Source organism: Pseudomonas sp. GLN_2, from assembly GCF_043106005.1.
Taxonomy (GTDB): Bacteria; Pseudomonadota; Gammaproteobacteria; order Pseudomonadales; family Pseudomonadaceae; genus Aquipseudomonas; species Aquipseudomonas alloputida.
Map to the genome: position 1 here is coordinate 1 of NZ_JBICMC010000099.1, position 21955 is coordinate 21955.

Consider the following 21955-nt stretch of genomic DNA (forward strand, 5'->3'; position numbering starts at 1 on the left):
TCGGCAGCGAAGCTGAGATCCTAGGGGCGCTTCGCACCCCATTCGCGACACAAGGCCGCTCCCACAAAAAGCCGAGCAGTTGTCAGGCCAACGGCCGGCTATGGGGAAACAGCAGGTCGATAAAACGCTCGGCCGTGGGCTGCGGTTCATGGTTGGCCAGGCCAGCACGTTCGTTGGCCTCGATGATCACGTACTCCGGCTGCCCGGCATCGCGCACCATGAAGTCCAGCCCAACCACCGGAATTTCCAGTGCCCGTGCCGCCCGCACGGCAGCGTCGGCCAGCACCGGGTGCAGGCGTTCGGTGACGTCTTCCAGGGTGCCGCCGGTGTGCAGGTTGGCCGTGCGCCGCACGGCCAGGCGCTGGCCGGCCGGCAACACGTCGTCATAGCCAACGCCTGCTGCGCGCAAGGTGCGCTCGGTTTCGTCGTCCAGCGGAATGCGGCTTTCACCACCGGTGGCGGCCTGGCGGCGACGGCTCTGGGCTTCGATCAACTGGCGTACACTGTGCTTACCGTCGCCCAGCACCTGCGCTGGGTGGCGGATGGCCGCGGCCACCACCTCGTAGCCGATCACCACGATGCGCAGGTCGAACCCGGCATGGAAGCTTTCCAGCAGCACGCGGCTGTCGAACTGGCGGGCATGCGCCACGGCACGGGTGATGTCGTCGATGCAGGTCAGGTTCACCGCCACGCCCTGGCCTTGCTCGCCATCGACCGGCTTGACCACCACCGCGCCATGCTCTTCCAGAAACGCCAGGTTGTCATCGGCATTGCCCGCCAGCTGTTGCGCGGGCACCTGCAGCCCAGCGTTGTGCAGGGCGTGCTGGGTCAGGCGTTTGTCCTGGCACAGGGTCATGGTCACGGCACTGGTCAGGTCGCTGAGCGATTCCCGGCAGCGAATGCGCCGCCCGCCCAGGCTCAGGGTGAACAGGCCGCCAGCGGCGTCATCGACCTGCACTTCGATGCCCCGGCGTAGCGCCTCGTCGACGATGATGCGAGCGTAGGGGTTGAGGTCGGCTTGCGGGCCAGGCCCGAGGAACAGTTGCTCGTTGATACCGTTCTTGCGCTTGACTGCGAAGGTGGGCAGGTTGCGAAAACCCAGTTTCTGGTAAAGGCGCTTGGCCTGGCGGTTGTCGTGCAGCACCGACAGGTCCAGGTAGGCCAGGCCACGGCTCATGAAGTGTTCGATCAGGTGGCGCACCAACACTTCACCCACGCCGGGGCGGGTGCAGTGTGGGTCCACCGCCAGGCACCACAGGCTGCTGCCATGCTCGGGGTCATCGAACGCCTTGGTGTGGTTCAGGCCCATGACGCTGCCGATAACCGCGCCGCTGTCTTCGTCCTCTGCCAGCCAGTACACCGGGCCACCCAGGTGCCGGGGGGTAAGCAGCTCGGCGTCGACCGGGAGCATCCCGCGCGCCTGGTACAGCGTGTTGATCGCCTGCCAGTCGGCGGGGTTCTGTGCCCGGCGCACGCGGAAGCCGCGAAATACCCGCTGCGCCGGGCGGTAGTCGGTGAACCACAGGCGCAGGGTGTCGGATGGGTCGAGGAACAGCTGCTGGGGGGCCTGGGCCAGCACCTGCTGCGGTGCGGCCACGTACAGGGCGATGTCGCGTTCGCCCGGGTGCTCGTCGAGCAGATCCTCGGCCAGGGAAGCCGGGTCGGGGTAGGTGTGGCCTATCAACAGCCGGCCCCAGCCGCAGTGCACGGCACGCGGTTGGTCGTGGGGCTGGCTGCCGTCGCCGGCCAGGCGCGCCTGCAGGCGCTCGTAGGACGGCGCCTGGCCGCGCAGCAGGCGCTGACCATAAGCGATTTCATGGGCTTTCATCGGTCAGATTCCTTGTTCGCTCAGCCACAGGTTCAGCGCCGCCAGTTGCCACAGCTTGGAACCGCGCAATGGCGTCAGCTGGCCGTGTGGGTTGCTCAGCAGGCGGTCGAGCATGGCCGGGTTGAACAACCCTCGGTCCTGGCTGGGGTCGGTCAACAGTTCGCGTACCCAGCCCAACGTGGCACCTTCCAGATGCTTCAGGCCCGGTACCGGGAAGTAACCCTTCTTGCGGTCGATCACCTCATGCGGGATCACCCGTCGCGCCGCCTGCTTGAGCACCTGCTTGCCGCCGTCGGGCAGCTTGAAGCGTGCGGGAATGCGTGCCGACAGTTCCACCAGGCGGTAATCGAGGAACGGCGTACGCGCCTCCAGGCCCCAGGCCATGGTCATGTTGTCCACCCGCTTGACCGGGTCGTCGACCAGCATCACGGTGCTGTCCAGGCGCAGGGCCTTGTCCACGGCAGCCGGTGCGCCGGGGCGCGCGAAGTGTTCGCGCACGAAGTCGCCGGCAGCGTCGGTTTCCAGCAGCCAGGGGGCTTGCACGGTGTCGCGGTATTCGGCGTGGCTGCGGTCGAAGAAGGCGTCACGGTAGGCCGCATAGGCATCGTCGGCACCGTCCACCTGCGGGTACCAGTGGTAACCGGCGAACAGCTCATCGGCACCCTGGCCGCTTTGTACGCCTTTGCAGTGTTTGGCCACTTCCCGCGACAGCAGGTAGAACGCGATGCAATCGTGGCTGACCATCGGTTCGCTCATGGCGCGGAAGGCGGCCGGCAGTTGGTCGATGATTTCGTGTTCGGCAATGCGCAACTGGTGGTGACGGGTGCCGTAGTGCTTGGCGATCAGGTCCGAATACTGGAACTCGTCGCCGCGCTCGCCGCCGGCATCTTCAAAGCCGATGGAGAAGGTCGACAGGTCGTCAACGCCCACTTCGCGCAGCAAGCCGACCAGCAGGCTGGAATCGACGCCGCCCGACAGCAACACACCCACATCGACGGCTGCCCGCTGGCGGATGGCTACGGCGTCGCGGGTGGCGTCGAGCACGCGGGTGGTCCAGCCTTCCAGGTCCAGTTCACGCTCGTCGGGGTGGGGGCCGTAGTGCAGTTGCCACCAGACCTGGCGTTCCACTTCGCCATGCCGGTCGATGCGCATCCAGGTGCCAGGCTCCAGCTTCTGCACGTTGGCCAGCAGGGTGCGCGGTGCCGGTACCACGGCGTGGAAGTTCAGGTAGTGGTTGAGGGCCACCGGGTCGAGCATCGGGTCGATGTCGCCGCCCTTGAGCAGTGCCGGCAGGGTCGAGGCAAAGCGCAGGCGCTCGCCGTTGCGCGACAGGTACAGGGGTTTGACGCCCAGGCGGTCGCGGGCCAGGAACAGGCGCTGGTTGTCGCGCTCCCAGATGGCCAGGGCAAACATGCCGTTGAGCTTGGGCAGCAGCGCCGCGCCCCAGGCGTGGTAGCCCTTGAGCAGCACCTCAGTGTCGCCGTCGGACCAGAAGCTGTAGCCCAGCGCCTGCAGTTCCTCGCGCAGCTCGGGGAAGTTGTAGATGGCGCCGTTGAAGGCCAGCGACAGGCCCAGCGTATTGTCGACCATCGGCTGCGCCGAGCCGTCGGACAGGTCCATGATCTTCAACCGCCGGTGGCCAAGGGCAATCGGCCCCTGGCTATGGAAGCCCCAGGCATCCGGGCCACGCGGGGCCAGGTGATGGGTAATGCGCTCTACCGCAGCCAGGTCGGCTGGGCGAGGGGCTTGGTCGATGGGGGTGAAACGTAACTCTCCTGCTAATCCGCACATAAGTCCTTACCGGTTTTTCCGTTGGGGAGGTGATGCCCCGGATTAGGGCACCTTAAGGAACTGACCTATGTGCTTTTCGAGAGTTTTAGAATGTTTGGTTATATGTGGCCGAGCAGGCGACCCGATGCAATCATTTCCCCCGGATCAACCGGCGCAATCCAAACCGGTTCGGATGACACGCCTGCGCCACTGCCCGCGGCAATGGCAGCGGTTCCCCACATACCCAGGCCGCAACCAGCTCGCCACTCAACGGCGCCGTGATCAACCCGCGTGAGCCATGCCCGCTGTTCACATACAACCCGCCCAGCCAAGGGCAGGGCACATCCGGTACTTGCCGCGCATCCCGGCCCAGTACTGCATAGGCTTCGGCAAACGCCTGCGCGTCGGCGATGGGGCCGACGATCGGCAGGTAATCCGGGCTGGTGCAACGGAACGCAGCACGTCCCTGCAATTGCTCGGGGTCCAGTTCAGCCACAGCCAGCCGTTGCGCCAGATCGACGGAAATTTCGTCCAGCAGCGACAGGTTGCCCTGATGCTCGGCTACCGTCGGCGCAAGGTCTTCGCTATGGAAGTCAAAACTGGCGCCCAGTGTATGTTCACCCTCGCGCGGCGGTGCCACATAGCCTTCCGCGCACACCACGGTGCGCAGTGCCTCGCTGCTGGCGGTGGCCGGCAAGCGGGTGATCTGCCCACGGATGCGCTTGAGTGGTAACTGCGCGCAAGGTTCGAAGCGCAGCACATCCGCCGCGCCGGCCAGGACCACCACTGGAGCGCGGGCTAACAGCTGGTCGCCAGCCCAGGCTTGCCACTGTTCATCCACTTTGCGCAGTTCGAGCACTTCCTGGTGCGTCACCAAATGAATACCAGGGTGCTGCAACTGCTGCTGGCACAGCGCCGGCGGGTGCACCCAGCCACCTTCGGGGTAGAACAACCCGCCGCCAGGCAACGCCACGCCGGCGATGGCTTCGGCCTCGGCGCGCGCCAGGCAGTGCAACAAGCCGGGGTCGAAGGCGGCAGCCAGCTTGCCCTGGCGTTCGGCCTCCTTGCTGTCGAAGGCCAGTTGCAGCACCCCGCAGGCATCCCAGTCACGGCCACGCTGCAAGCGCTGCAGCTGACGCCGGGTGTAGCCGAACCCGGACAGGATCATCTGCGACAGCGCGGTGCCATGGGCAGACAGCTTGAGGTACAGCACCCCTTGCGGGTTGCCCGAAGCCTCCTGGGCGGGGGCTTCGTGGCGCTCCAGCACGGTAACCTGCCAGCCGCGCCGGGCCAGGCTGGCGGCGCTGCTGCTGCCGGCAAGTCCGGCACCGATCACCAGCGCCTCGCGCGGCCCCTGTGTCACCGCGGGGCGCGCGTACCAAGGCGCGCATGGGCCGGGCAGGGGGCCGACGTAGGCGCCGCTCATCACCTCCCACTTCTTGCCGATGCCTGGCACCTTCTTCATGGCGAAGCCGGCTTCGACCAGGCTGCGACGTACCCAGCCGGTGGTGGTGAAGGTACCCAGCACCGTGCCCGGATGCGATAGCCGGGCCAGTTGCGCAAACAGCTCCGGGGTCCACATGTCGGGGTTCTTGGCGGGGGCGAAGCCGTCGAGGAACCACACATCGATCTGCGCATCGAGTTGCGGCAGCTGTTCCAGCACATCGCCTATCAACAGGGTCAGGGTGACCCTGCCATCGGCGAAGGTGAACTGCTGAAAGCCCGGGTGCACCGCCACGTATTGCTCCAGCAGCGGCTCGGTATAGGCGGCCAGTTCAGGCCACAGGCGCACTGCGCGGGCCATGTCGGCGTGGTCGAGGGGGTACTTCTCGACGCTGACGAAGTGCAGGCGCGCGTCGCTGTGTGCGTGCTGGTCGAACAGCTGCCAGGCGCAGAAAAAATTCATGCCGGTGCCAAAACCGGTTTCGCCGATCACCGTGCAGGCATGCGGCGCCAGGTGGGCAAAACGTTCGGCCAGGCGGGTCTGGCCGAGGAACACGTGCTTGGTTTCTTCGATGCCTTCGTTGACTGCGAAATAGACGTCGTCATAGTGCCGCGAATGGGGGCGGCCCTGGTCGTCCCAGTCGATCTGGGCGTGCTGGAGGAGGGTGGGCATGGTGGGCTCGGTTGCAGCGGATGGCGGGATTTTATGCCATCCGGCTGAGCTGTGGGAGCGCGTTCATTGGTGAAGAGGCCCGCACAGCCCGAAATGAAATCCGCTAGTCTTGTTTATCCATTGAAGGAGCCAGTGCATGTTCGAATCTGCCGAAATCGGCCACAGCATCGACAAGGAGGCTTACGACGCCGAGGTACCCGCTTTACGCGAGGCCCTGCTCGAAGCCCAGTACGAACTCAAGCAGCAGGCGCGGTTTCCGGTGATCGTGCTGATCAACGGCATTGAAGGCGCCGGCAAGGGTGAGACGGTAAAACTGCTCAACGAGTGGATGGACCCGCGCATGATCGATGTGCTCACCTTCGACCAGCAGACCGACGAAGAGCTGGCCCGCCCACCCGCCTGGCGCTATTGGCGGGCCTTGCCACCCAAGGGGCGGATGGGTGTGTTCTTTGGCAACTGGTACAGCCAGATGCTGCAGGGACGGGTGCACGGAGTGTTCAAGGATGCCGTGCTCGATCAGGCCATTACCGGTGCCGAGCGCCTGGAGGAGATGCTATGCGATGAAGGTGCGCTGATCATCAAGTTCTGGTTCCACCTGTCCAAGAAGCAGATGAAGGCACGGCTGAAATCTCTCAAGGACGACCCGCTGCACAGCTGGAAGATCAGCCCGCTGGATTGGCAGCAGTCGCAAACCTACGACCGCTTCGTGCGCTTTGGTGAGCGCGTGCTGCGTCGCACCAGCCGCGACTACGCGCCATGGCACATCATCGAAGGGGTAGACCCGAATTACCGCAGCCTGGCGGTGGGGCGCATTCTGCTGGAAAGCCTGCAAGCCGCGCTGGCCAATAATCCCAAGGGCAAGCACCAGGGCAACGTGGCCCCGCTGGGCCACAGCATCGACGACCGCAGCCTGCTTGGCGCCCTGGACATGACCTTGCGCCTGGACAAGGCCGACTATCAGGAACAGTTGATCACCGAACAGGCCCGTCTGGCCGGCCTGCTGCGTGACAAGCGCATGCGCCGGCACGCCCTGGTGGCGGTGTTCGAAGGTAATGACGCCGCCGGCAAGGGGGGCGCCATCCGCCGGGTGGCGGCAGCGCTGGACCCGCGGCAGTACCGTATCGTGCCGATTGCCGCGCCGACCGAAGAAGAGCGCGCCCAGCCGTACCTGTGGCGGTTCTGGCGGCACATCCCGGCACGGGGCAAGTTCACCATCTTCGACCGCTCCTGGTATGGCCGGGTGCTGGTGGAGCGGGTGGAAGGCTTCTGCAGCCCCGCTGACTGGATGCGTGCCTACAGCGAGATCAACGACTTTGAAGAGCAGTTGGTGGATGCTGGCGTGGTGGTGGTCAAGTTCTGGCTGGCGATCGACCAGCAGACCCAACTGGAGCGCTTCGAAGAGCGTGAGCAAATTCCGTTCAAGCGCTACAAGATCACCGAGGATGACTGGCGCAACCGCGACAAGTGGGACGAATACTCCCAGGCGGTGGGCGACATGGTCGACCGCACCAGCAGCGAGATTGCCCCTTGGACGCTGGTGGAGGCCAATGACAAGCGCTGGGCGCGGGTGAAGGTGGTGCGCACCATCAACCAGGCGCTTGAGGCGGCGTTTGCCAAGCACAAGAAATAGCCGAAGGTGAGGTTGCCTGTTCTGGCCTCTTCGCGTGTAAACCCGCTCCTACGAGGGATCGCGCGGTGAGCTGCGCCCCGGATGTTGGACAAAAAATCCAACACCGGGGCGCAGCTCACCCTCCCGTAGGAGCGGGTTCACCCGCGAAAGGGCCAGAACAGGCAACACCTCCCCCCAGCCATGCCCCAAAAGAATGACCTGATGAATTCTTTTCTCGGCACTCTCCACCGTCCCCGTCCTCCAACCCCGTAGAATTCAACAACCCCCACCACGGGCTTGATCGAGGATTTTATGCACACCACTTCTGGCCGCTGGGGCTATGGGCTGTTCCTGGCACTTCTGACGGCGCTGCTCTGGGGCATCCTGCCGATCAAGCTCAAGCAGGTACTGCAAGTGGTCGATCCGATCACTGTCACCTGGTACCGCCTGCTGGTCTCCGGCGGCCTGCTGTTCGCCTGGCTGGCGGCTCAGCGGCGTTTGCCGTCCATACGCAAGCTTGCGCCCAGGGGCAGGGGCCTGGTGCTGGTTGCGGTGCTCGGCCTGATGGGCAACTACGTGCTCTACCTGATCGGTCTCAAACTGCTTAGCCCAGGCACCGCACAACTGGTGGTACAGATCGGCCCGGTGTTGTTGCTGGTGGCCAGCGTGTTCGTGTTCCGCGAGTGCTTCAGTGTGGGGCAGGGCGTGGGCCTGTTGGTGCTGCTGGCAGGGTTTGGCCTGTTCTTCAACCAGCGCCTGGAAGAGCTGCTGACTTCGCTGGGTACCTACACCACCGGCGTGTTGACCATTTTGCTGGCGACCAGCATCTGGGTGTTCTACGCCCTGAGCCAGAAGCAGTTGCTGACCGTGTGGCACTCGCAGCAGGTGATGATGGTGATCTACCTCAGCTGCGCTGCGTTGCTGACACCTTGGGTGCACCCGCTGGAGGCCTTGCAACTGACCCCGGTGCAAGGCTGGCTGCTGCTGGCCTGTTGCCTGAACACCCTGGTGGCTTACGGCGCGTTCGCCGAAGCGCTGGCGCACTGGGAGGCGTCGCGGGTAAGTGCCACGCTGGCGCTGACCCCGCTGGTGACCTTTGTTGCGGTAGCGCTGGCAGCATGGGTGTGGCCTGAGTATGTGCATGCCGAGGACATCAACGCCCTGGGTTATGTGGGGGCGGTCACGGTAGTGTTCGGTTCGGCGCTGGTAGCGCTGGGGCCCTCGCTGGTGGCCAGCTGGCGGGCGCGTCGAGAACGAGGTCAGCGCGCATACTCATCGGAGGGCTGACCTAGCATTTTTGCTAGTTGCGAGCTTTTTGCTATTTGAATCAAATGTGCATAAAAGTTCGCGGAGTAAGGGTGATGAAGGCTCATGCGTTTGTGCATCCGGGTATAAAGGTCAATGTGAATTACCTTGAGCAATTCGTGCGTCATAATTTGCATCGTGAACCTTGGAAGAGTGCCAGTGAAAAAGTACTGAATGACTATTTGAAAAGAGCAGATAAAGACTGGGTTCCGAAGCCGCGCGCTGTAGTGGATTGCGGAGCTTATAGCCAGCCGGATTGTGGGTGTACTGATCAAACCCGAGATGGTCAGGCTGCCTATGCGCAGGCATTGCTCTGGGTGATCATGGGGGACGAGGAATATGCAGCTACTGCCATCAAAATCCTAGACGCATGGTCTAGAGAATTTACCGGAGGACATATCGGCGAAAATGCACGCCTTCAGGCATCGTGGGCAGCGTGCTTATTCATCAGTGCTGCGGAAATCCTTGCTCATACTGCGTCTGGCTGGACGACTGAAGGTAAGGCGCGATTCAGAGGGATGTTGGAAACGCAGTTTCAACCGATCATAGAGGAGCTCTTCTATGGAGACGGGTGGAAGTGGGATACCGTGCCTGGCAATTGGCGCTCCACAGGTATCGAGGCACTTTTATATATAGCGATTTTTACCGACAATCACGAAATCTTCGCCAGGAGTATCCAGTTATGGAAAGACCATATCGTGGCGTCCATTTATCTGGAAAGTGATGGGGCGCGTCCCAGACTACTGCCCAATTGGACCCGGGTGCCGACCGACGAAGAGGTCAATCAACAGTGGGGTAGTCCATACCGATACATTGAGGGGATGAACGTTGAGAGCTGTCGGGACTTCGCCCACACCGCTTATGGTCTGGCGGCTACCATCAATGTAGCTGAAACTGCGTTATTGCAGGGGATCGATCTGTACAGCGACGAGGAAACGCAAGCCATGGCGCGAATGATGCAGACGATGGAGTTTCATTCTCGGTATGAAAACATTGCGTTGATGCCAGACATTTGTAAGCGATACCACGGCATCCAGTTGAGTGCTCAATGGACATTTGAAATTGGTTATACCCACTATGCGGTCCGTTTGGGTCACCCTTTGCCGGAAACTCGCGCATTTGTGCAAAGACATCGGCCAACGCAAGGCGATTTCCATTACATGTGGGAAAGTCTGACCCATGCTTATCCCCGTACCGGGGATGACCCGATTTCTTGAGTGCCAGAGAGATAGACACCTCTACCCGATAAACCGTGAGCCGCCCGTGGTGCGGTGCCGGGGTGATGAGGCAACCTGGGCGGCTCATGGGGGAATCTAGCCTTTGCCCCCAGGCGCCAGCATGTTCTCCGGCCGCACCCACTGATCGAACTGTTCATTGGTCAGGTACTTCAGCTCCAATGCCGCCTCGCGCAAGGTCGTGCCCTCGCTGTAAGCCTTCTTGGCAATTTCCGCTGCCTTGTCATAGCCAATATGCGGGTTCAGCGCCGTTACCAGCATCAACCCGCGCTCCAGGTGCGCGGCCATCTGCTCGGCATCCGGCTCGATACCCGCCACGCAATGCTGCTGGAAGTTGCGGCAACCATCGGCCAACAACTCGATGGATTGCAGCAGGTTATGGATGATCACCGGCTTGAACACATTCAGCTGCAAATGCCCCTGGCTGGCGGCAAAGCCGATGGCCGCGTCGTTGCCCAGTACCTGGCAGGCCAGCATCGACAGCGCCTCGCACTGGGTGGGGTTGACCTTGCCCGGCATGATCGAGCTGCCGGGCTCGTTGGCCGGCAAGCGCACCTCGGCCAGGCCGGCGCGCGGGCCGGAACCCAGCAGGCGCAGGTCGTTGGCAATTTTCATCAAGGCCACGGCCAGGGTCTTCAGGGCGCCCGCCAGGCTGGTCAGCGGTTCGTGGCCGGCGAGGGCGGCGAACTTGTTCGGCGCGGTGATGAACGGCAGGCCGGACAGCGCCGCCAGTTCGGCAGCGATGGCCTCGGCAAACCCCTGCGGGGCGTTCAGCCCGGTACCCACGGCAGTGCCGCCCTGGGCCAGTTCGCACACCGCCGGCAGGGTGGCGCGGATGGCGCGCTGGGCGTAATCGAGCTGGGCGACGAAGGCCGACACTTCCTGGCCGAAGGTAATCGGCGTGGCGTCCATCATGTGTGTGCGACCGGTTTTCACCAGCTGGTGGTGACGCATCGACAGCTCGGCCAGCCCTGAAGACAGTTCGGTGACGGCCGGCAGCAGCTTTTCATGCACCGCCTGGGCTGCCGCAATGTGCATGGCGGTGGGGAAGCAGTCGTTGGAGCTCTGCGAGCGGTTGACGTGGTCATTGGGGTGTACTGGCGCCTTGCCGCCACGGCCTTTGCCGGCCAGTTCGTTGGCGCGTCCGGCAATCACCTCGTTGACGTTCATGTTGCTCTGGGTGCCACTGCCCGTCTGCCAGACGACGAGCGGGAACTGATCGTCGTGCTGGCCAGCCAGCACTTCATCGGCGGCCTGTTCGATCAGCCGGGCGATGTCGGCCGGCAGGTCGCCATTGCGGTCGTTGACGCGCGCCGCGGCCTTCTTGATCAGTGCCAGGGCGTGCAACACCGCGAGGGGCATGCGCTCCTTGCCAATGGCGAAGTTGATCAGCGAACGCTGGGTCTGCGCACCCCAATAGGCGTCCTCCGGAACTTCGACCGGGCCCAGGCTGTCTGTCTCGATACGGCTCATTCTGTACTCACTCCTGTGTAGTTCGAAATCGCAGTTTAGGCCCTGATTCGACCGAGCGGTTCCGTCGCTCGTCGTGCCACTTGAGCACATCGCCACCACGGCGCAGAATGCTCTACTCTGAGGTGCCCGCCTCCCTCTCTTTGAAGGAAATGCAATGACCCGTCTCCGTGTCCTTTGTGCCGCCGTTGCCCTGGTTTGCGCCAGCGGCCAGGTACTCGCTGCCACCGCCAGCCACAACGCTGCTGCCGAGAAATTCCTGACCCTGGCCAACGCCGACAAGCTGGGCACCCCGGTGTACATGCAAGTGCAGCAGATGTTCGCCCAGCGTTTCGCCCAGACCAAGGCCCCGGCCGCCAAGCAACCGGTGCTGGAAAGCTACCAGGCCAAGGCCAATGCCGCCCTGGACAACGCCATCGGCTGGAACAAGCTGAAGCCGAAGATGGTCGACCTGTACACCCAGACCTTCACCGAGCAGGAGCTGAAAGACCTGGTCAAGTTCTACGAGTCGCCGCTGGGCAAGAAAGTGCTGCGTGAAATGCCCAAGGTCACCCAGCAGTCGGCGCAGCTGACCCAGCAGAGCCTGGAGCCCGCAGTACCGGTGGTGAACAAGCTGCTGGAAGACATGACCAAAGAGCTGGACCCGAACGCAGGCAAGGCCGCCGCCCCAGCGAAGAAGTGAGTACGCAGCAATGACCATGCAACAACGTATTGAACAGCAACTGGCCGCGCTGGCGCCGCAACACCTGGAAGTGCTCAACGAAAGTCACATGCACAGTCGTGGTCAGGAGACCCACTACAAGGCCGTGATCGTCAGCGAGCAGTTCGCCGGGTTGAACAGCGTCAAGCGCCACCAGAAGGTGTACGCCACCATGGGTGAGCTGATGGGCGAGATCCACGCCCTGGCCATCCACACCTACACCGCCGAAGAGTGGGCCAAGGTCGGCGTTGCTCCGGCCTCGCCGGTGTGCGCCGGCGGCGGGCACTGAAACCTTTCTGTTGTTCTGGTAGAATCCTGCAAAATCCGGGGGCCGCTTTGCGGCCCTTTCGCGACACAAGGCCGCTCCCACAAAAAACCGCACTAGCCATCAGGTTACGCGGTCCCCTGTGGGAGCGGCCTTGTGTCGCGAAAGGGGCGCAAAGCGCCCCCATGCTTTTTCTATACCGTCAAACCCGGTCCGCCCCTTACGAGGGCAACCACCTGGAGATTCTGTTACATGTCTCAAGCCATCGTCGTCGCGGCGCTGTACAAGTTCGTCACCCTGGAAGACTACGTCGAGCTGCGCGAGCCGCTGCTCAAGACCATGCTCGACAACAACGTCAAAGGCACCCTGCTGCTGGCCCACGAGGGCATCAACGGCACCGTATCGGCCACCCGTGAAGGCATCGATGGCCTGCTGGCCTGGCTGCGCAGCGACCCGCGCCTGGTCGATGTCGACCACAAAGAATCGTACTGCGACGAACAGCCGTTCTACCGCACCAAGGTCAAGCTCAAGAAAGAGATCGTCACCCTCGGCGTGCCGGGCGTAGACCCCAACCAGGCCGTTGGCACCTATGTCGAGCCCAAGGACTGGAACGCCCTGATCAGCGACCCGGAAGTGCTGCTGATCGACACCCGCAACGACTACGAAGTGGCCATCGGTACGTTCAAGGGCGCCATCGACCCGAAGACCGAAACGTTCCGTGAGTTCCCGGAGTACATCAAGGCCAATTTCGACCCGAGCAAGCACAAGAAGGTCGCCATGTTCTGCACCGGCGGCATCCGTTGCGAAAAGGCCTCCAGCTACATGCTCGGTGAAGGCTTCGAGTCGGTCTATCATCTTAAGGGCGGCATCCTGAAATACTTCGAGGAAGTGCCTCAGGAAGAAAGCCTGTGGGACGGCGACTGCTTCGTCTTCGACAACCGGGTTACGGTGCGCCATGACTTGAGCGAAGGCGAGTACGACCAGTGCCACGCCTGCCGCCATCCGATCAATGCAGAGGAGCGCGCGTCCGAGCACTATTCGCCAGGTGTCAGCTGCCCGCATTGCTGGGACAGCCTGAGCGAGAAGACCCGGCGCAGTGCCATCGACCGGCAGAAGCAGATCGAGCTGGCCAAGGCCCGCAACCTGCCGCACCCGATCGGTTACAACTACAAAGCCGAGGCTTGAAGCATGTCTGCACGCCTGATCTATGTGATGGACCCGATGTGCTCCTGGTGCTGGGGTTTTGCGCCAGTGGCCGCGGCCCTGATCGCCCAGGCGCGTGAGGCAGGCGTGCCTGCCCGCCTGGTAACGGGCGGGCTGCGGACGGGCGGCAGCGCCCTGGACAGCTCCACTCGCAAGTACATCCTGGAACACTGGCAGGCGGTGGCTGATGCTACCGGCCAGCCGTTCCGCTTCGAGGGGGCCATGCCTGACGGTTTCGTCTACGACACCGAGCCGGCCTGTCGCGCCCTGGTCGCGGCCCGCGAGCTGGATGCCGAGCGCGTCTGGCCGCTGCTGGCGTTGATCCAGCGTTCGTTCTACGAGCAGGGCACCGATGTGACCACCGCGCCGCAGCTGGTCGAGCTGGCCTCCCAGTGTGGCTTCGACCGTGCCGCGTTCGCCGAAACCTTCGCCCGTGGCGATACCCGCGCCGCCACCGCGGCCGACTTCGCCTGGGCCCAGGACCTGGGTATTGCCGGTTTCCCGACCTTGCTGGCTGAGCGCAATGGCCAACTGGCCTTGCTGACCAACGGCTACCAGCCACTGGAGCGCCTGCAACCCTTGCTCGGCCGCTGGCTGCAGCAGGCCGCCTGTGCTTGATGTACCAGGGTCACCCGACCCGGTACCGGGAAAGCCATACACTGCGGGCGATCGACTGAGCTGGGCGGAAATCCGCCGCCTGGCCCTGCATCACAAGAAAAACCTCTGGTCCGCCAACCTCATTGCGTTACTGGCGGCGTGTTGCAGTGTGCCCATTCCGCTGCTGCTGCCGCTGTTGGTGGACGAAGTACTGCTCGGCCATGGTGATGCCGCGCTGAAGTGGATGAACCACCTGCTGCCGTCCAACTGGCAGGTAGCAGCCGGCTACATCGGCCTGATGCTGGCGCTCACCCTGTGCCTGCGCCTGGCTGCGCTGGCCTTCAACGTGATCCAGTCCAAGCTGTTCGCCGGGCTGGCCAAGGACATCGTCTACCGCCTGCGCATCCGCCTGATCGAGCGCCTCAAGCGTATTTCGCTGAAAGAGTACGAAAGCCTGGGCAGCGGTACGGTGACCACCCACCTGGTCACCGACCTGGACACCCTCGACAAGTTTGTTGGCGAAACCCTCAGCCGCTTCCTGGTGGCCATGCTGACACTGACCGGCACGGCGGCCATCCTGATCTGGATGCACTGGCAGCTGGCCTTGCTGATCTTGCTGTTCAACCCGCTGGTGATCTACTTCACGGTGCAGTTGGGCAAGCGGGTCAAACACCTGAAAAAGCTCGAAAACGACAGCACCGCGCGCTTTACCCAGGCGCTGGCGGAAACCCTCGATGCCATTCAGGAAATCCGCGCCGGCAACCGCCAGGGCTACTTCCTTGGCCGCCTGGGCCTGCGTGCCCGCGAGGTGCGCGATTACGCCGTGGACTCGCAATGGAAAAGCGATGCCAGTGGCCGTGCCAGTGGCTTGCTGTTCCAGTTCGGCATCGACATCTTCCGCGCGGCGGCCATGCTGACCGTGCTGTTTTCCGACCTGTCGATCGGCCAGATGCTGGCGGTGTTCAGCTACCTGTGGTTCATGATCGGTCCGGTGGAGCAACTGCTTAATCTGCAATATGCGTACTACGCCGCCGGCGGTGCGCTGAGCCGCCTCAACGAGCTGCTGGCGCGTGCCGACGAGCCGCAATACCCGGCCGCCAGCGACCCGTTCGCCGGGCGCGAAACGGTGGGCATTGAAGTGCGCGACCTGCGCTTTGCCTATGCCGACGAGCCGGTGCTCGAGCACCTCGACCTGTCCATCGCTGCGGGTGAGAAGGTGGCGATTGTCGGTGCCAGCGGCGGCGGCAAGAGCACGCTGGTGCAGCTACTGCTGGGCCTTTACAGCGCCCAGGCCGGGACCATCCGCTTTGGCGGGGCCAGCCTGCAGGAAATCGGCCTGGAAACCCTGCGCGAGAACGTCGCGGTGGTGTTGCAGCACCCGTCGCTGTTCAACGACAGCGTGCGTGCCAACCTGACCATGGGCCGTGACTGCAGCGATGATGCGTGCTGGCAGGCGCTGCGCATCGCCCAGCTGGATGCCACCATCGCTGCCTTGCCGCAAGGCCTGGACAGTGTGGTGGGGCGTTCAGGCGTGCGCTTGTCCGGTGGCCAGCGCCAGCGTTTGGCCATTGCCCGCATGGTACTGGCTGAGCCCAAGGTGGTGATCCTCGACGAGGCCACCTCAGCCCTGGATGCCGCCACCGAGTACAACCTGCATCAGGCCTTGGCGTGCTTCCTCAGCGGCCGCACCACGCTGATCATCGCCCACCGCTTGTCGGCGGTGAAACAGGCCGACCGGGTGCTGGTGTTCGATGGCGGGCACGTGGCCGAAGACGGCGACCATCAGCAGCTGATTGCCGAGGGTGGGTTATACGCCAAGCTGTATGGGCATCTGCAGCAGAGCTGATTATTCACCGTACTTGTGGGAGCGGCCTTGCGTCGCGAACGGGGCGCGAAGCGGCCCCACGGTCCCTGTGTTCACGCATAAATCCCCGGGGGCTGCTCTGCAGCCCTTTCGCGACGCAAGGCCGCTCCCACAATGGCCAGCGCGTACGCTGTAACCCCCCCGCTTCCTTGTCATAAAAATCCCCTCCACAGCGATGGCAAATGGCCTACGCTGTGCTTGTCTGGGTCGATTTACGCCTTATCTGCTCTGTGACAGGGACTCCATGAAGGGAAATCGCACACTCGAAGCGCCAAAGTTGCTCGGCATCACATGGCCTTTCATCGCCGTCGTGGTCCTTCAGGTGGCGTTGGGCAGCCTCAGCCTTTATACGCTGTCGGCCGTGCGCGCCTATGTCGCGGGCGAAAGCCTGTGGTCCAAGGCGCAGAAAGATGCCATCTACTACCTCAGTCTGTACGGCGAGACGCGCGACGACAGCACCTACCAACGCTATCGCCAGGCCATTACCGTACCGCAGGGTGACTATCGTCTGCGCGAAGTGCTCGACCACCCCAGCCCTGATCTGGACGCCGCACGACAGGCGGTTCTGCAAGGTGGCAACCACCCTGACGATGTCGAGCGGATCATCTGGTTCTACCGCAACTTTCGCCATGTCAGCTATATGCAGACAGCCATCGATTACTGGGACATCGGTGACGACTATCTGGCCAAGCTGGATGTACTGGCCGGTGAAATGCGCCAGCGTTTTGCCAATGGCCCGGTGGATGCCGACACCGTCAGCGACTGGAAGGCCCGCATTGTTGCCATCAACGAAGGCGTGACCCCGGCCGCCAAGGCGTTCAGTGATGCCTTGGGCGAAGGCTCGCGCATGTTGCTGCGGGTGCTGCTGATCACCAACCTGCTGACCGCGATGTTCCTGATCACCATTGCCTGGCGCCGCTCCAGCAAGCTGTTGGCCCAGCGCCAGGCATTTGCCAGCGCCCTGCAGGAAGAAAAAGAGCGTGCGCAGATTACCCTGCAGGCCATCGGTGATGCGGTGATCACCACCGATGTCGAGGGCAGTATCGGCTACATGAACCCGGCCGCCGAGCAATTGACCCACTGGCAATCCGGGCAGGCCCAGGGCCTGCCGCTGTCGGCGCTGTTCAGCCTGGTGGACGAACACGCCGAGGAGGACGGGCGCAGCTTGGTCGAACAAGTGCTCAGCGGCAGCCTCAAGGGCGGCTCCGAGCATGCCCGGCTGATCCAGCGCCTGGACGGCAGTACCGTGTCGATCAACCTGGTCGGCTCGCCGATCGTCAATGATGGCCAGGTCAGTGGCATCGTGCTGGTGCTGCACGATATGACCCAGGAACGCCAGTACATCGCCAATCTGTCCTGGCAGGCAACCCACGACGCCCTGACCGGGCTGGCCAACCGCCGCGAGTTCGAATACCGCCTGGAGCAGGCGCTCAACGACCTGGCGCGCCAGGCCGGGCGGCATTCGCTGATGTTCCTTGACCTCGACCAGTTCAAGCTGGTCAACGACACCTGTGGCCACGCTGCCGGCGATGAGTTGCTGCGGCACATCTGCGCGGTGCTGCAATCTGGTCTGCGTGAGGGCGATACGCTGGCGCGGCTGGGCGGCGATGAATTTGGCGTGCTGCTGGAAAACTGCCCGCCCGACCAGGCCGAGCGCATTGGCGAACAATTGCGCCAGATGGTGCAGAGCCTGCACTTTGTATGGAAAGGGCGGCCGTTCGTGACCACGGTCAGCATTGGCCTGGTGCATATGGCCCAGGCCCCCGGTACCTTGGAGGCCTCGCTGCGCGCCGCCGACATGGCCTGCTACATGGCCAAGGAAAAGGGCCGAAACCGTGTGCAGGTGTACCACGCCGACGACAGCGAACTGTCCATGCGCTTTGGCGAAATGGCCTGGATCCAGCGCCTGCATGTGGCCCTGGAAGAAAACCGCTTTTGCCTCTACGCCCAGGAAATCGCCCCGCTCAAAACCTTCGAGGGCCCGGGCCATATCGAAATTCTGTTGCGCCTGCACGACGAAAGCGGCCGCACCATCCTGCCCAGCAGCTTCATCCCGGCGGCCGAGCGCTACGGCCTGATGACCGCGCTGGACCGCTGGGTGGTGCGCAATGTGTTCATGGTCATACGCCAGTGCCTGGAAGAAGGGCGTGAAGGGCCGTTGTCGACCTGTGCCATCAACCTGTCGGGGTCCAGCATTGGCGACGACAAGTTCCTTGAATACCTCCAGCGGTTGTTCGTCGAATACGCCATTCCGCCGCGAATGATCTGTTTCGAAATTACCGAAACCAGCGCCATTGCCAACCTGGGCAGCGCCATTCGCTTCATCAACGAGCTGAAAGGGCTGGGTTGCCGTTTCTCGTTGGATGATTTTTGCGCTGGCATGTCCTCGTTCGCCTATCTCAAGCATTTGCCCGTGGACTACCTGAAGATTGACGGGAGTTTCGTCAAGGACATGCTCGACGACCCGGTCAACCGGGCCATGGTCGAGGTCATCAACCATATCGGCCATGTGATGGGTAAGCGCACGATTGCCGAGTTCGTCGAAACACCCTTGATCGAGCAGGCCTTGCAGGAAATAGGCGTGGATTACGCCCAGGGCTACCTGATCGAACGCCCCCAGGTGTTCACCTGTGACAGTCTGCAGCGCCAACGGATCGCCGCCCGGCCTCTGTTGCAGCGAGCACCTGGCACGTTTCGCTAGTTGGAAATCACAAGGATCAAGGAGCTGAAAGTGATTGACGCATTCGTTCGTATCGGGCCTTTGATGGACCCCGCCAGTTACCCCCAATGGGCCCAGCAACTGATTGAAGACTGCCGCGAGAGCAAGCGCCGGGTGGTTGAGCATGAGTTTTATGCGCGTCTACGCGATGGCCAGCTGAAGCAATCGACCATCCGTCAGTACCTGATCGGTGGCTGGCCGGTGGTGGAGCAGTTTTCGTTGTACATGGCGCATAACCTGACCAAGACTCGCTATGGCCGGCATCAGGGCGAGGACATGGCGCGGCGCTGGCTGATGCGCAACATCCGCGTCGAGCTCAACCATGCCGACTACTGGGTGAACTGGTGCCAGGCGCACGGTGTGCACCTGCACGAGTTGCAGGCGCAAGAAGTGCCGCCCGAGCTGAACGGCCTGAACGACTGGTGCTGGCGGGTGTGCGCCACCGAGAACCTGGCCATTTCCATGGCGGCGACCAACTACGCCATCGAAGGCGCGACCGGTGAGTGGTCGGCGGTGGTGTGCTCGACTGACACCTACGCGCAGGGGTTCCCTGAAGAAGGGCGCAAGCGGGCGATGAAGTGGCTGAAGATGCATGCCCAGTATGACGATGCGCACCCGTGGGAGGCGCTGGAGATCATCTGTACCCTGGCCGGTGAGAACCCCACCCTGGGGTTGCGGACCGAGCTGCGCAGGGCGATCTGCAAGAGTTACGACTGCATGTTCCTGTTCCTGGAGCGCTGCATGCAGCTGGAAGGGCGCCAGCAAGGCCGTATGCGGCCGGCGTTGGCTGCGGGCTGATCGCTTTCCTGTACCGGCCTCTTCGCGGGCTTGCCCGCTCCCACAGGATCACCGCAACCCTCAAGGATTGCGCCCTGCCTGTGGGAGCGGGCAAGCCCGCGAAGAGGCCGATGCAGGTTTATTGGGCGTTGAACGCCTGCCCGTTCACCCCTGTGCTGTCCGGCCCCATCAGGTACAGGTACACCGGCATGATCTCTTCGGGCAGCGGGTTGTTCTGCGGGTTCTCGCCGGGGTAGGCCTGGGCCCGCATCGCCGTGCGCGTGGCGCCTGGGTTGATGCTGTTGGCGCGCACCGGCGCCACACCTTCCAGTTCATCGGCCAGGGTCTGCATCAGGCCTTCGGTGGCGAACTTCGACACGCCATAGGCGCCCCAGTAAGCCCGGCCCTTGCGCCCGACGCTGCTGCTGGTGAACACCACCGAAGCGTCTTCCGACAGCTTCAGCAGCGGCAGCAGGGTGCTGGTGAGCATGAAGGTGGCATTGACGTTGATGTGCATCACGCGCATGAAGTTGTCACCCGACAGCTGTTCCAGCGGCGTGCGCGGGCCGATGATCGACGCATTGTTGAGCAGGCCATCGAGGCGGCCGAACTGGCCTTCGATCATGGCCGCCAGCTCGTCGTACTGGTGTGGCAGGGCGGTTTCCAGGTTGAACGGGATGACGACCGGCTGTGGGTGGCCGGCGGCTTCGATCTGGTCGTAGACCTCGTTCAGGTTGGCCTCGGTCTTGCCCAGCAGCAGTACGGTGGCACCCAGTGCGGCATAGGCCTTGGCAGCCGCGGCACCAATGCCACGGCCGGCACCGGTAACCAGGATGACCCGGCCTTGCAGCAGGTCGGGGCGGGCGGTGTAGTCGAACATGGTTCTGTCCTTCGAGTTCGTGTGGGCGGCCCGGGGCTATCGTAGGAGCGGGTTTACCCGCGAATGCGTCCAATCAGGCGCCAGTGTTGTCTGGGCTGGCGCATTCGCGGGTGAACCCGCTCCTACAAAGAGGCGGGGCCCGGTCATCGGTCTGGGTTCAGCAGCCGCACAGCGCGCTGTCGATCACTTTGCGCAGTTCCAGTGGGTGGTCCACCACCACGTCGGCACCCCAGTTGTTGGGGTTGTCCTCTGGATGAATATAGCCGTAGCGCACCGCCGCCGTGCGGGTACCTGCGTCGCGGCCGGACTCGATGTCGCGCAGGTCGTCGCCGACGAACAGCACACTGGCCGGGTCCAGGTTCAGCGTCTTGCAGGCCAGGATCAGCGGCTCGGGGTCGGGTTTGCTGTTTTTCACGTGGTCCGGGCAGATCAGCAACGCCGAACGCTCGGCCAGGCCCAGCTGCTGCATGATCGGCTCGGCGAAGCGCACCGGCTTGTTGGTGACGACGCCCCACAGCAGGTTGCCTTTCTCGATGTCGGCCAGCAGCTCGGCCATGCCCTCGAACAGCTTGCTGTGCACCGCGCAGTCGCGCTGGTAACGCTCGAGGAACTCCAGGCGCAGGGCCTCGAAGCCGTCAGCCTCCGGGTCCATGGCGAACGCAGTGGCGACCATGGCGCGGGCGCCACCCGAGATCACGCCACGGATCAGGTTGTCGTCAACGGCCGGCAGCCCGCGGTCGGCGAGCATGGCCTGGCAAATGGCGATGAAGTCCGGCGCCGTGTCCAGCAAGGTGCCGTCCATGTCGAAGAGTACTGCTCGCAAACGCATGCTTATTCCTCGCGCAGGGTCTGGATCATGTAGTTGACGTCGACGTCGACGTCGCTGTTGAGCTTGTAGTGCTTGGTCAGCGGGTTGTAGGTGAGGCCGATGATGTCCTTCACCTGCAGGCCTGCATCGCGGCTCCAGGCGCCCAGTTCGGACGGGCGGATGAATTTCTTGAAGTCATGGGTGCCGCGCGGCAGCATCTTCAGGATGTACTCGGCGCCGACGATGGCCAGCAGGTAGGCCTTGGGGTTGCGGTTGATGGTGGAGAAGAACACCTGGCCGCCCGGCTTGACCATGCGGTAGCAGGCGCGGATCACCGAAGACGGGTCGGGCACGTGCTCGAGCATTTCCAGGCAGGTGACCACGTCGAACTGTTCAGGCATTTCCTCGGCCAGGGCTTCGGCGGTGATCTGCCGGTATTCCACCTGCACGCCGGACTCCAGCTGGTGCAACTGAGCCACCGCCAGTGGCGCCTCGCCCATGTCGATACCGGTGACCGTGGCGCCGCGCAGGGCCATGGCTTCGCTGAGGATGCCGCCACCGCAACCCACGTCCAGCACTTTCTTGCCGGCCAGGCTGACGCGCTCGTCGATCCAGTTGACGCGCAGCGGGTTGATTTCGTGCAGCGGCTTGAACTCGCTTTCGCGGTCCCACCAGCGGTGGGCCAGCGCTTCGAACTTGGCGATTTCGGCGCGGTCGACGTTGCTCATTGAACAGTCCTCTGAAACTTCGCAAAATTGCGCCGGAGTATACCCGAGCGCTTGGCCGCGAGGGTCGCTATAATCGCCCGT

At 63.3% G+C, this 21955-nt stretch carries 17 protein-coding genes; 10 read left to right on the forward strand and 7 right to left on the reverse strand.

Going from position 1 to position 21955, the window contains the following annotated elements; translation table 11 throughout:
- Positions 1-82: 82 nt before the first annotated feature.
- The 3 genes from ngg to mnmC all read right to left on the reverse strand — a co-directional run bounded on the left by ngg (position 83) and on the right by mnmC (position 5714).
- Positions 83-1828, reverse strand: a complete 1746-nt coding sequence (gene ngg / locus ACF8Q6_RS24280; protein ID WP_014754198.1) for an N-acetylglutaminylglutamine synthetase — start codon at positions 1826-1828, stop codon at positions 83-85.
- Positions 1829-1831: 3 nt separating this feature from the next.
- A complete protein-coding gene (locus ACF8Q6_RS24285) occupies positions 1832-3619 on the reverse strand; it encodes an N-acetylglutaminylglutamine amidotransferase (protein ID WP_392490148.1) in 1788 nt (595 codons plus the stop codon).
- Between the two features lie 130 nt (positions 3620-3749).
- Positions 3750-5714 carry a bifunctional tRNA (5-methylaminomethyl-2-thiouridine)(34)-methyltransferase MnmD/FAD-dependent 5-carboxymethylaminomethyl-2-thiouridine(34) oxidoreductase MnmC gene (gene mnmC, locus ACF8Q6_RS24290; protein WP_392490149.1) on the reverse strand — a complete coding sequence of 655 codons (1965 nt, stop codon included), beginning with the start codon at positions 5712-5714 and terminating at the stop codon, positions 3750-3752.
- Between the two features lie 136 nt (positions 5715-5850).
- Between mnmC and pap the strand changes: the two genes are divergently transcribed.
- The 3 genes from pap to ACF8Q6_RS24305 all read left to right on the forward strand — a co-directional run bounded on the left by pap (position 5851) and on the right by ACF8Q6_RS24305 (position 9845).
- Positions 5851-7344, forward strand: coding sequence for a polyphosphate:AMP phosphotransferase (gene pap, locus ACF8Q6_RS24295; protein WP_014754195.1), 1494 nt, complete (start codon positions 5851-5853; stop codon positions 7342-7344).
- Positions 7345-7635: 291 nt separating this feature from the next.
- A complete protein-coding gene (locus tag ACF8Q6_RS24300) occupies positions 7636-8610 on the forward strand; it encodes a DMT family transporter (RefSeq protein ID WP_392490142.1) in 975 nt (324 codons plus the stop codon).
- A 74-nt stretch (positions 8611-8684) separates the two neighbouring features.
- Entirely contained in the window at positions 8685-9845 is a 1161-nt protein-coding gene (locus ACF8Q6_RS24305) for an alginate lyase family protein (protein WP_392490141.1), read from the forward strand.
- Between the two features lie 96 nt (positions 9846-9941).
- Here ACF8Q6_RS24305 and ACF8Q6_RS24310 read toward each other — a convergent pair whose 3' ends face one another.
- Positions 9942-11336, reverse strand: a complete 1395-nt coding sequence (locus ACF8Q6_RS24310; RefSeq protein WP_392490140.1) for a class II fumarate hydratase — start codon at positions 11334-11336, stop codon at positions 9942-9944.
- Between the two features lie 154 nt (positions 11337-11490).
- Between ACF8Q6_RS24310 and ACF8Q6_RS24315 the strand changes: the two genes are divergently transcribed.
- The 7 genes from ACF8Q6_RS24315 (at position 11491) to ACF8Q6_RS24345 (ending at position 19479) form a co-directional block, all read left to right on the forward strand.
- On the forward strand, positions 11491-12015 hold the full coding sequence (locus tag ACF8Q6_RS24315; RefSeq protein WP_003252642.1) for a DUF2059 domain-containing protein: 525 nt from the start codon (positions 11491-11493) through the stop codon (positions 12013-12015).
- Between the two features lie 10 nt (positions 12016-12025).
- On the forward strand, positions 12026-12322 hold the full coding sequence (locus ACF8Q6_RS24320) for a BolA family transcriptional regulator (protein WP_010952797.1): 297 nt from the start codon (positions 12026-12028) through the stop codon (positions 12320-12322).
- Between the two features lie 228 nt (positions 12323-12550).
- A complete protein-coding gene (locus tag ACF8Q6_RS24325; RefSeq protein WP_185280069.1) occupies positions 12551-13483 on the forward strand; it encodes a rhodanese-related sulfurtransferase in 933 nt (310 codons plus the stop codon).
- Between the two features lie 3 nt (positions 13484-13486).
- The gene (locus tag ACF8Q6_RS24330; RefSeq protein ID WP_017147873.1) at positions 13487-14119 is read left to right on the forward strand and encodes a DsbA family protein; all 633 of its coding nucleotides are present in this window, start codon (positions 13487-13489) and stop codon (positions 14117-14119) included.
- Entirely contained in the window at positions 14112-15944 is a 1833-nt protein-coding gene (locus ACF8Q6_RS24335; RefSeq protein ID WP_012053391.1) for an ABC transporter ATP-binding protein, read from the forward strand. The genes ACF8Q6_RS24330 and ACF8Q6_RS24335 overlap by 8 nt, the downstream gene beginning before the upstream one ends.
- Positions 15945-16206: 262 nt before the next feature.
- Positions 16207-18663, forward strand: a complete 2457-nt coding sequence (locus ACF8Q6_RS24340) for an EAL domain-containing protein (protein ID WP_392492638.1) — start codon at positions 16207-16209, stop codon at positions 18661-18663.
- Between the two features lie 30 nt (positions 18664-18693).
- Positions 18694-19479 carry a TenA family transcriptional regulator gene (locus ACF8Q6_RS24345; RefSeq protein ID WP_010952802.1) on the forward strand — a complete coding sequence of 262 codons (786 nt, stop codon included), beginning with the start codon at positions 18694-18696 and terminating at the stop codon, positions 19477-19479.
- A gap of 118 nt (positions 19480-19597) precedes the next feature.
- Here ACF8Q6_RS24345 and ACF8Q6_RS24350 read toward each other — a convergent pair whose 3' ends face one another.
- The 3 genes from ACF8Q6_RS24350 to ubiG form a co-directional block, all read right to left on the reverse strand.
- Positions 19598-20338, reverse strand: coding sequence for a YciK family oxidoreductase (locus ACF8Q6_RS24350; RefSeq protein ID WP_003252656.1), 741 nt, complete (start codon positions 20336-20338; stop codon positions 19598-19600).
- Positions 20339-20495: 157 nt separating this feature from the next.
- A complete protein-coding gene (gene mupP / locus ACF8Q6_RS24355) occupies positions 20496-21167 on the reverse strand; it encodes an N-acetylmuramic acid 6-phosphate phosphatase MupP (protein WP_003252659.1) in 672 nt (223 codons plus the stop codon).
- A 2-nt stretch (positions 21168-21169) separates the two neighbouring features.
- The gene (gene ubiG / locus ACF8Q6_RS24360) at positions 21170-21874 is read right to left on the reverse strand and encodes a bifunctional 2-polyprenyl-6-hydroxyphenol methylase/3-demethylubiquinol 3-O-methyltransferase UbiG (protein ID WP_392493750.1); all 705 of its coding nucleotides are present in this window, start codon (positions 21872-21874) and stop codon (positions 21170-21172) included.
- Between the last annotated feature and the right edge of the window lie 81 nt (positions 21875-21955).

Bases quoted from the DNA above. Each gene is read 5' to 3' on its own strand.
- ngg (WP_014754198.1), bottom strand. From the start codon at position 1,828: ATGAAAGCCCATGAAATCGCTTATGGTCAGCGCCTGCTGCGCGGCCAG.
- ACF8Q6_RS24285 (WP_392490148.1), bottom strand. From the start codon at position 3,619: ATGTGCGGATTAGCAGGAGAGTTACGTTTCACCCCCATCGACCAAGCC.
- mnmC (WP_392490149.1), bottom strand. From the start codon at position 5,714: ATGCCCACCCTCCTCCAGCACGCCCAGATCGACTGGGACGACCAGGGC.
- pap (WP_014754195.1), top strand. From the start codon at position 5,851: ATGTTCGAATCTGCCGAAATCGGCCACAGCATCGACAAGGAGGCTTAC.
- ACF8Q6_RS24300 (WP_392490142.1), top strand. From the start codon at position 7,636: ATGCACACCACTTCTGGCCGCTGGGGCTATGGGCTGTTCCTGGCACTT.
- ACF8Q6_RS24305 (WP_392490141.1), top strand. From the start codon at position 8,685: ATGAAGGCTCATGCGTTTGTGCATCCGGGTATAAAGGTCAATGTGAAT.
- ACF8Q6_RS24310 (WP_392490140.1), bottom strand. From the start codon at position 11,336: ATGAGCCGTATCGAGACAGACAGCCTGGGCCCGGTCGAAGTTCCGGAG.
- ACF8Q6_RS24315 (WP_003252642.1), top strand. From the start codon at position 11,491: ATGACCCGTCTCCGTGTCCTTTGTGCCGCCGTTGCCCTGGTTTGCGCC.
- ACF8Q6_RS24320 (WP_010952797.1), top strand. From the start codon at position 12,026: ATGACCATGCAACAACGTATTGAACAGCAACTGGCCGCGCTGGCGCCG.
- ACF8Q6_RS24325 (WP_185280069.1), top strand. From the start codon at position 12,551: ATGTCTCAAGCCATCGTCGTCGCGGCGCTGTACAAGTTCGTCACCCTG.
- ACF8Q6_RS24330 (WP_017147873.1), top strand. From the start codon at position 13,487: ATGTCTGCACGCCTGATCTATGTGATGGACCCGATGTGCTCCTGGTGC.
- ACF8Q6_RS24340 (WP_392492638.1), top strand. From the start codon at position 16,207: ATGAAGGGAAATCGCACACTCGAAGCGCCAAAGTTGCTCGGCATCACA.
- ACF8Q6_RS24350 (WP_003252656.1), bottom strand. From the start codon at position 20,338: ATGTTCGACTACACCGCCCGCCCCGACCTGCTGCAAGGCCGGGTCATC.
- mupP (WP_003252659.1), bottom strand. From the start codon at position 21,167: ATGCGTTTGCGAGCAGTACTCTTCGACATGGACGGCACCTTGCTGGAC.
- ubiG (WP_392493750.1), bottom strand. From the start codon at position 21,874: ATGAGCAACGTCGACCGCGCCGAAATCGCCAAGTTCGAAGCGCTGGCC.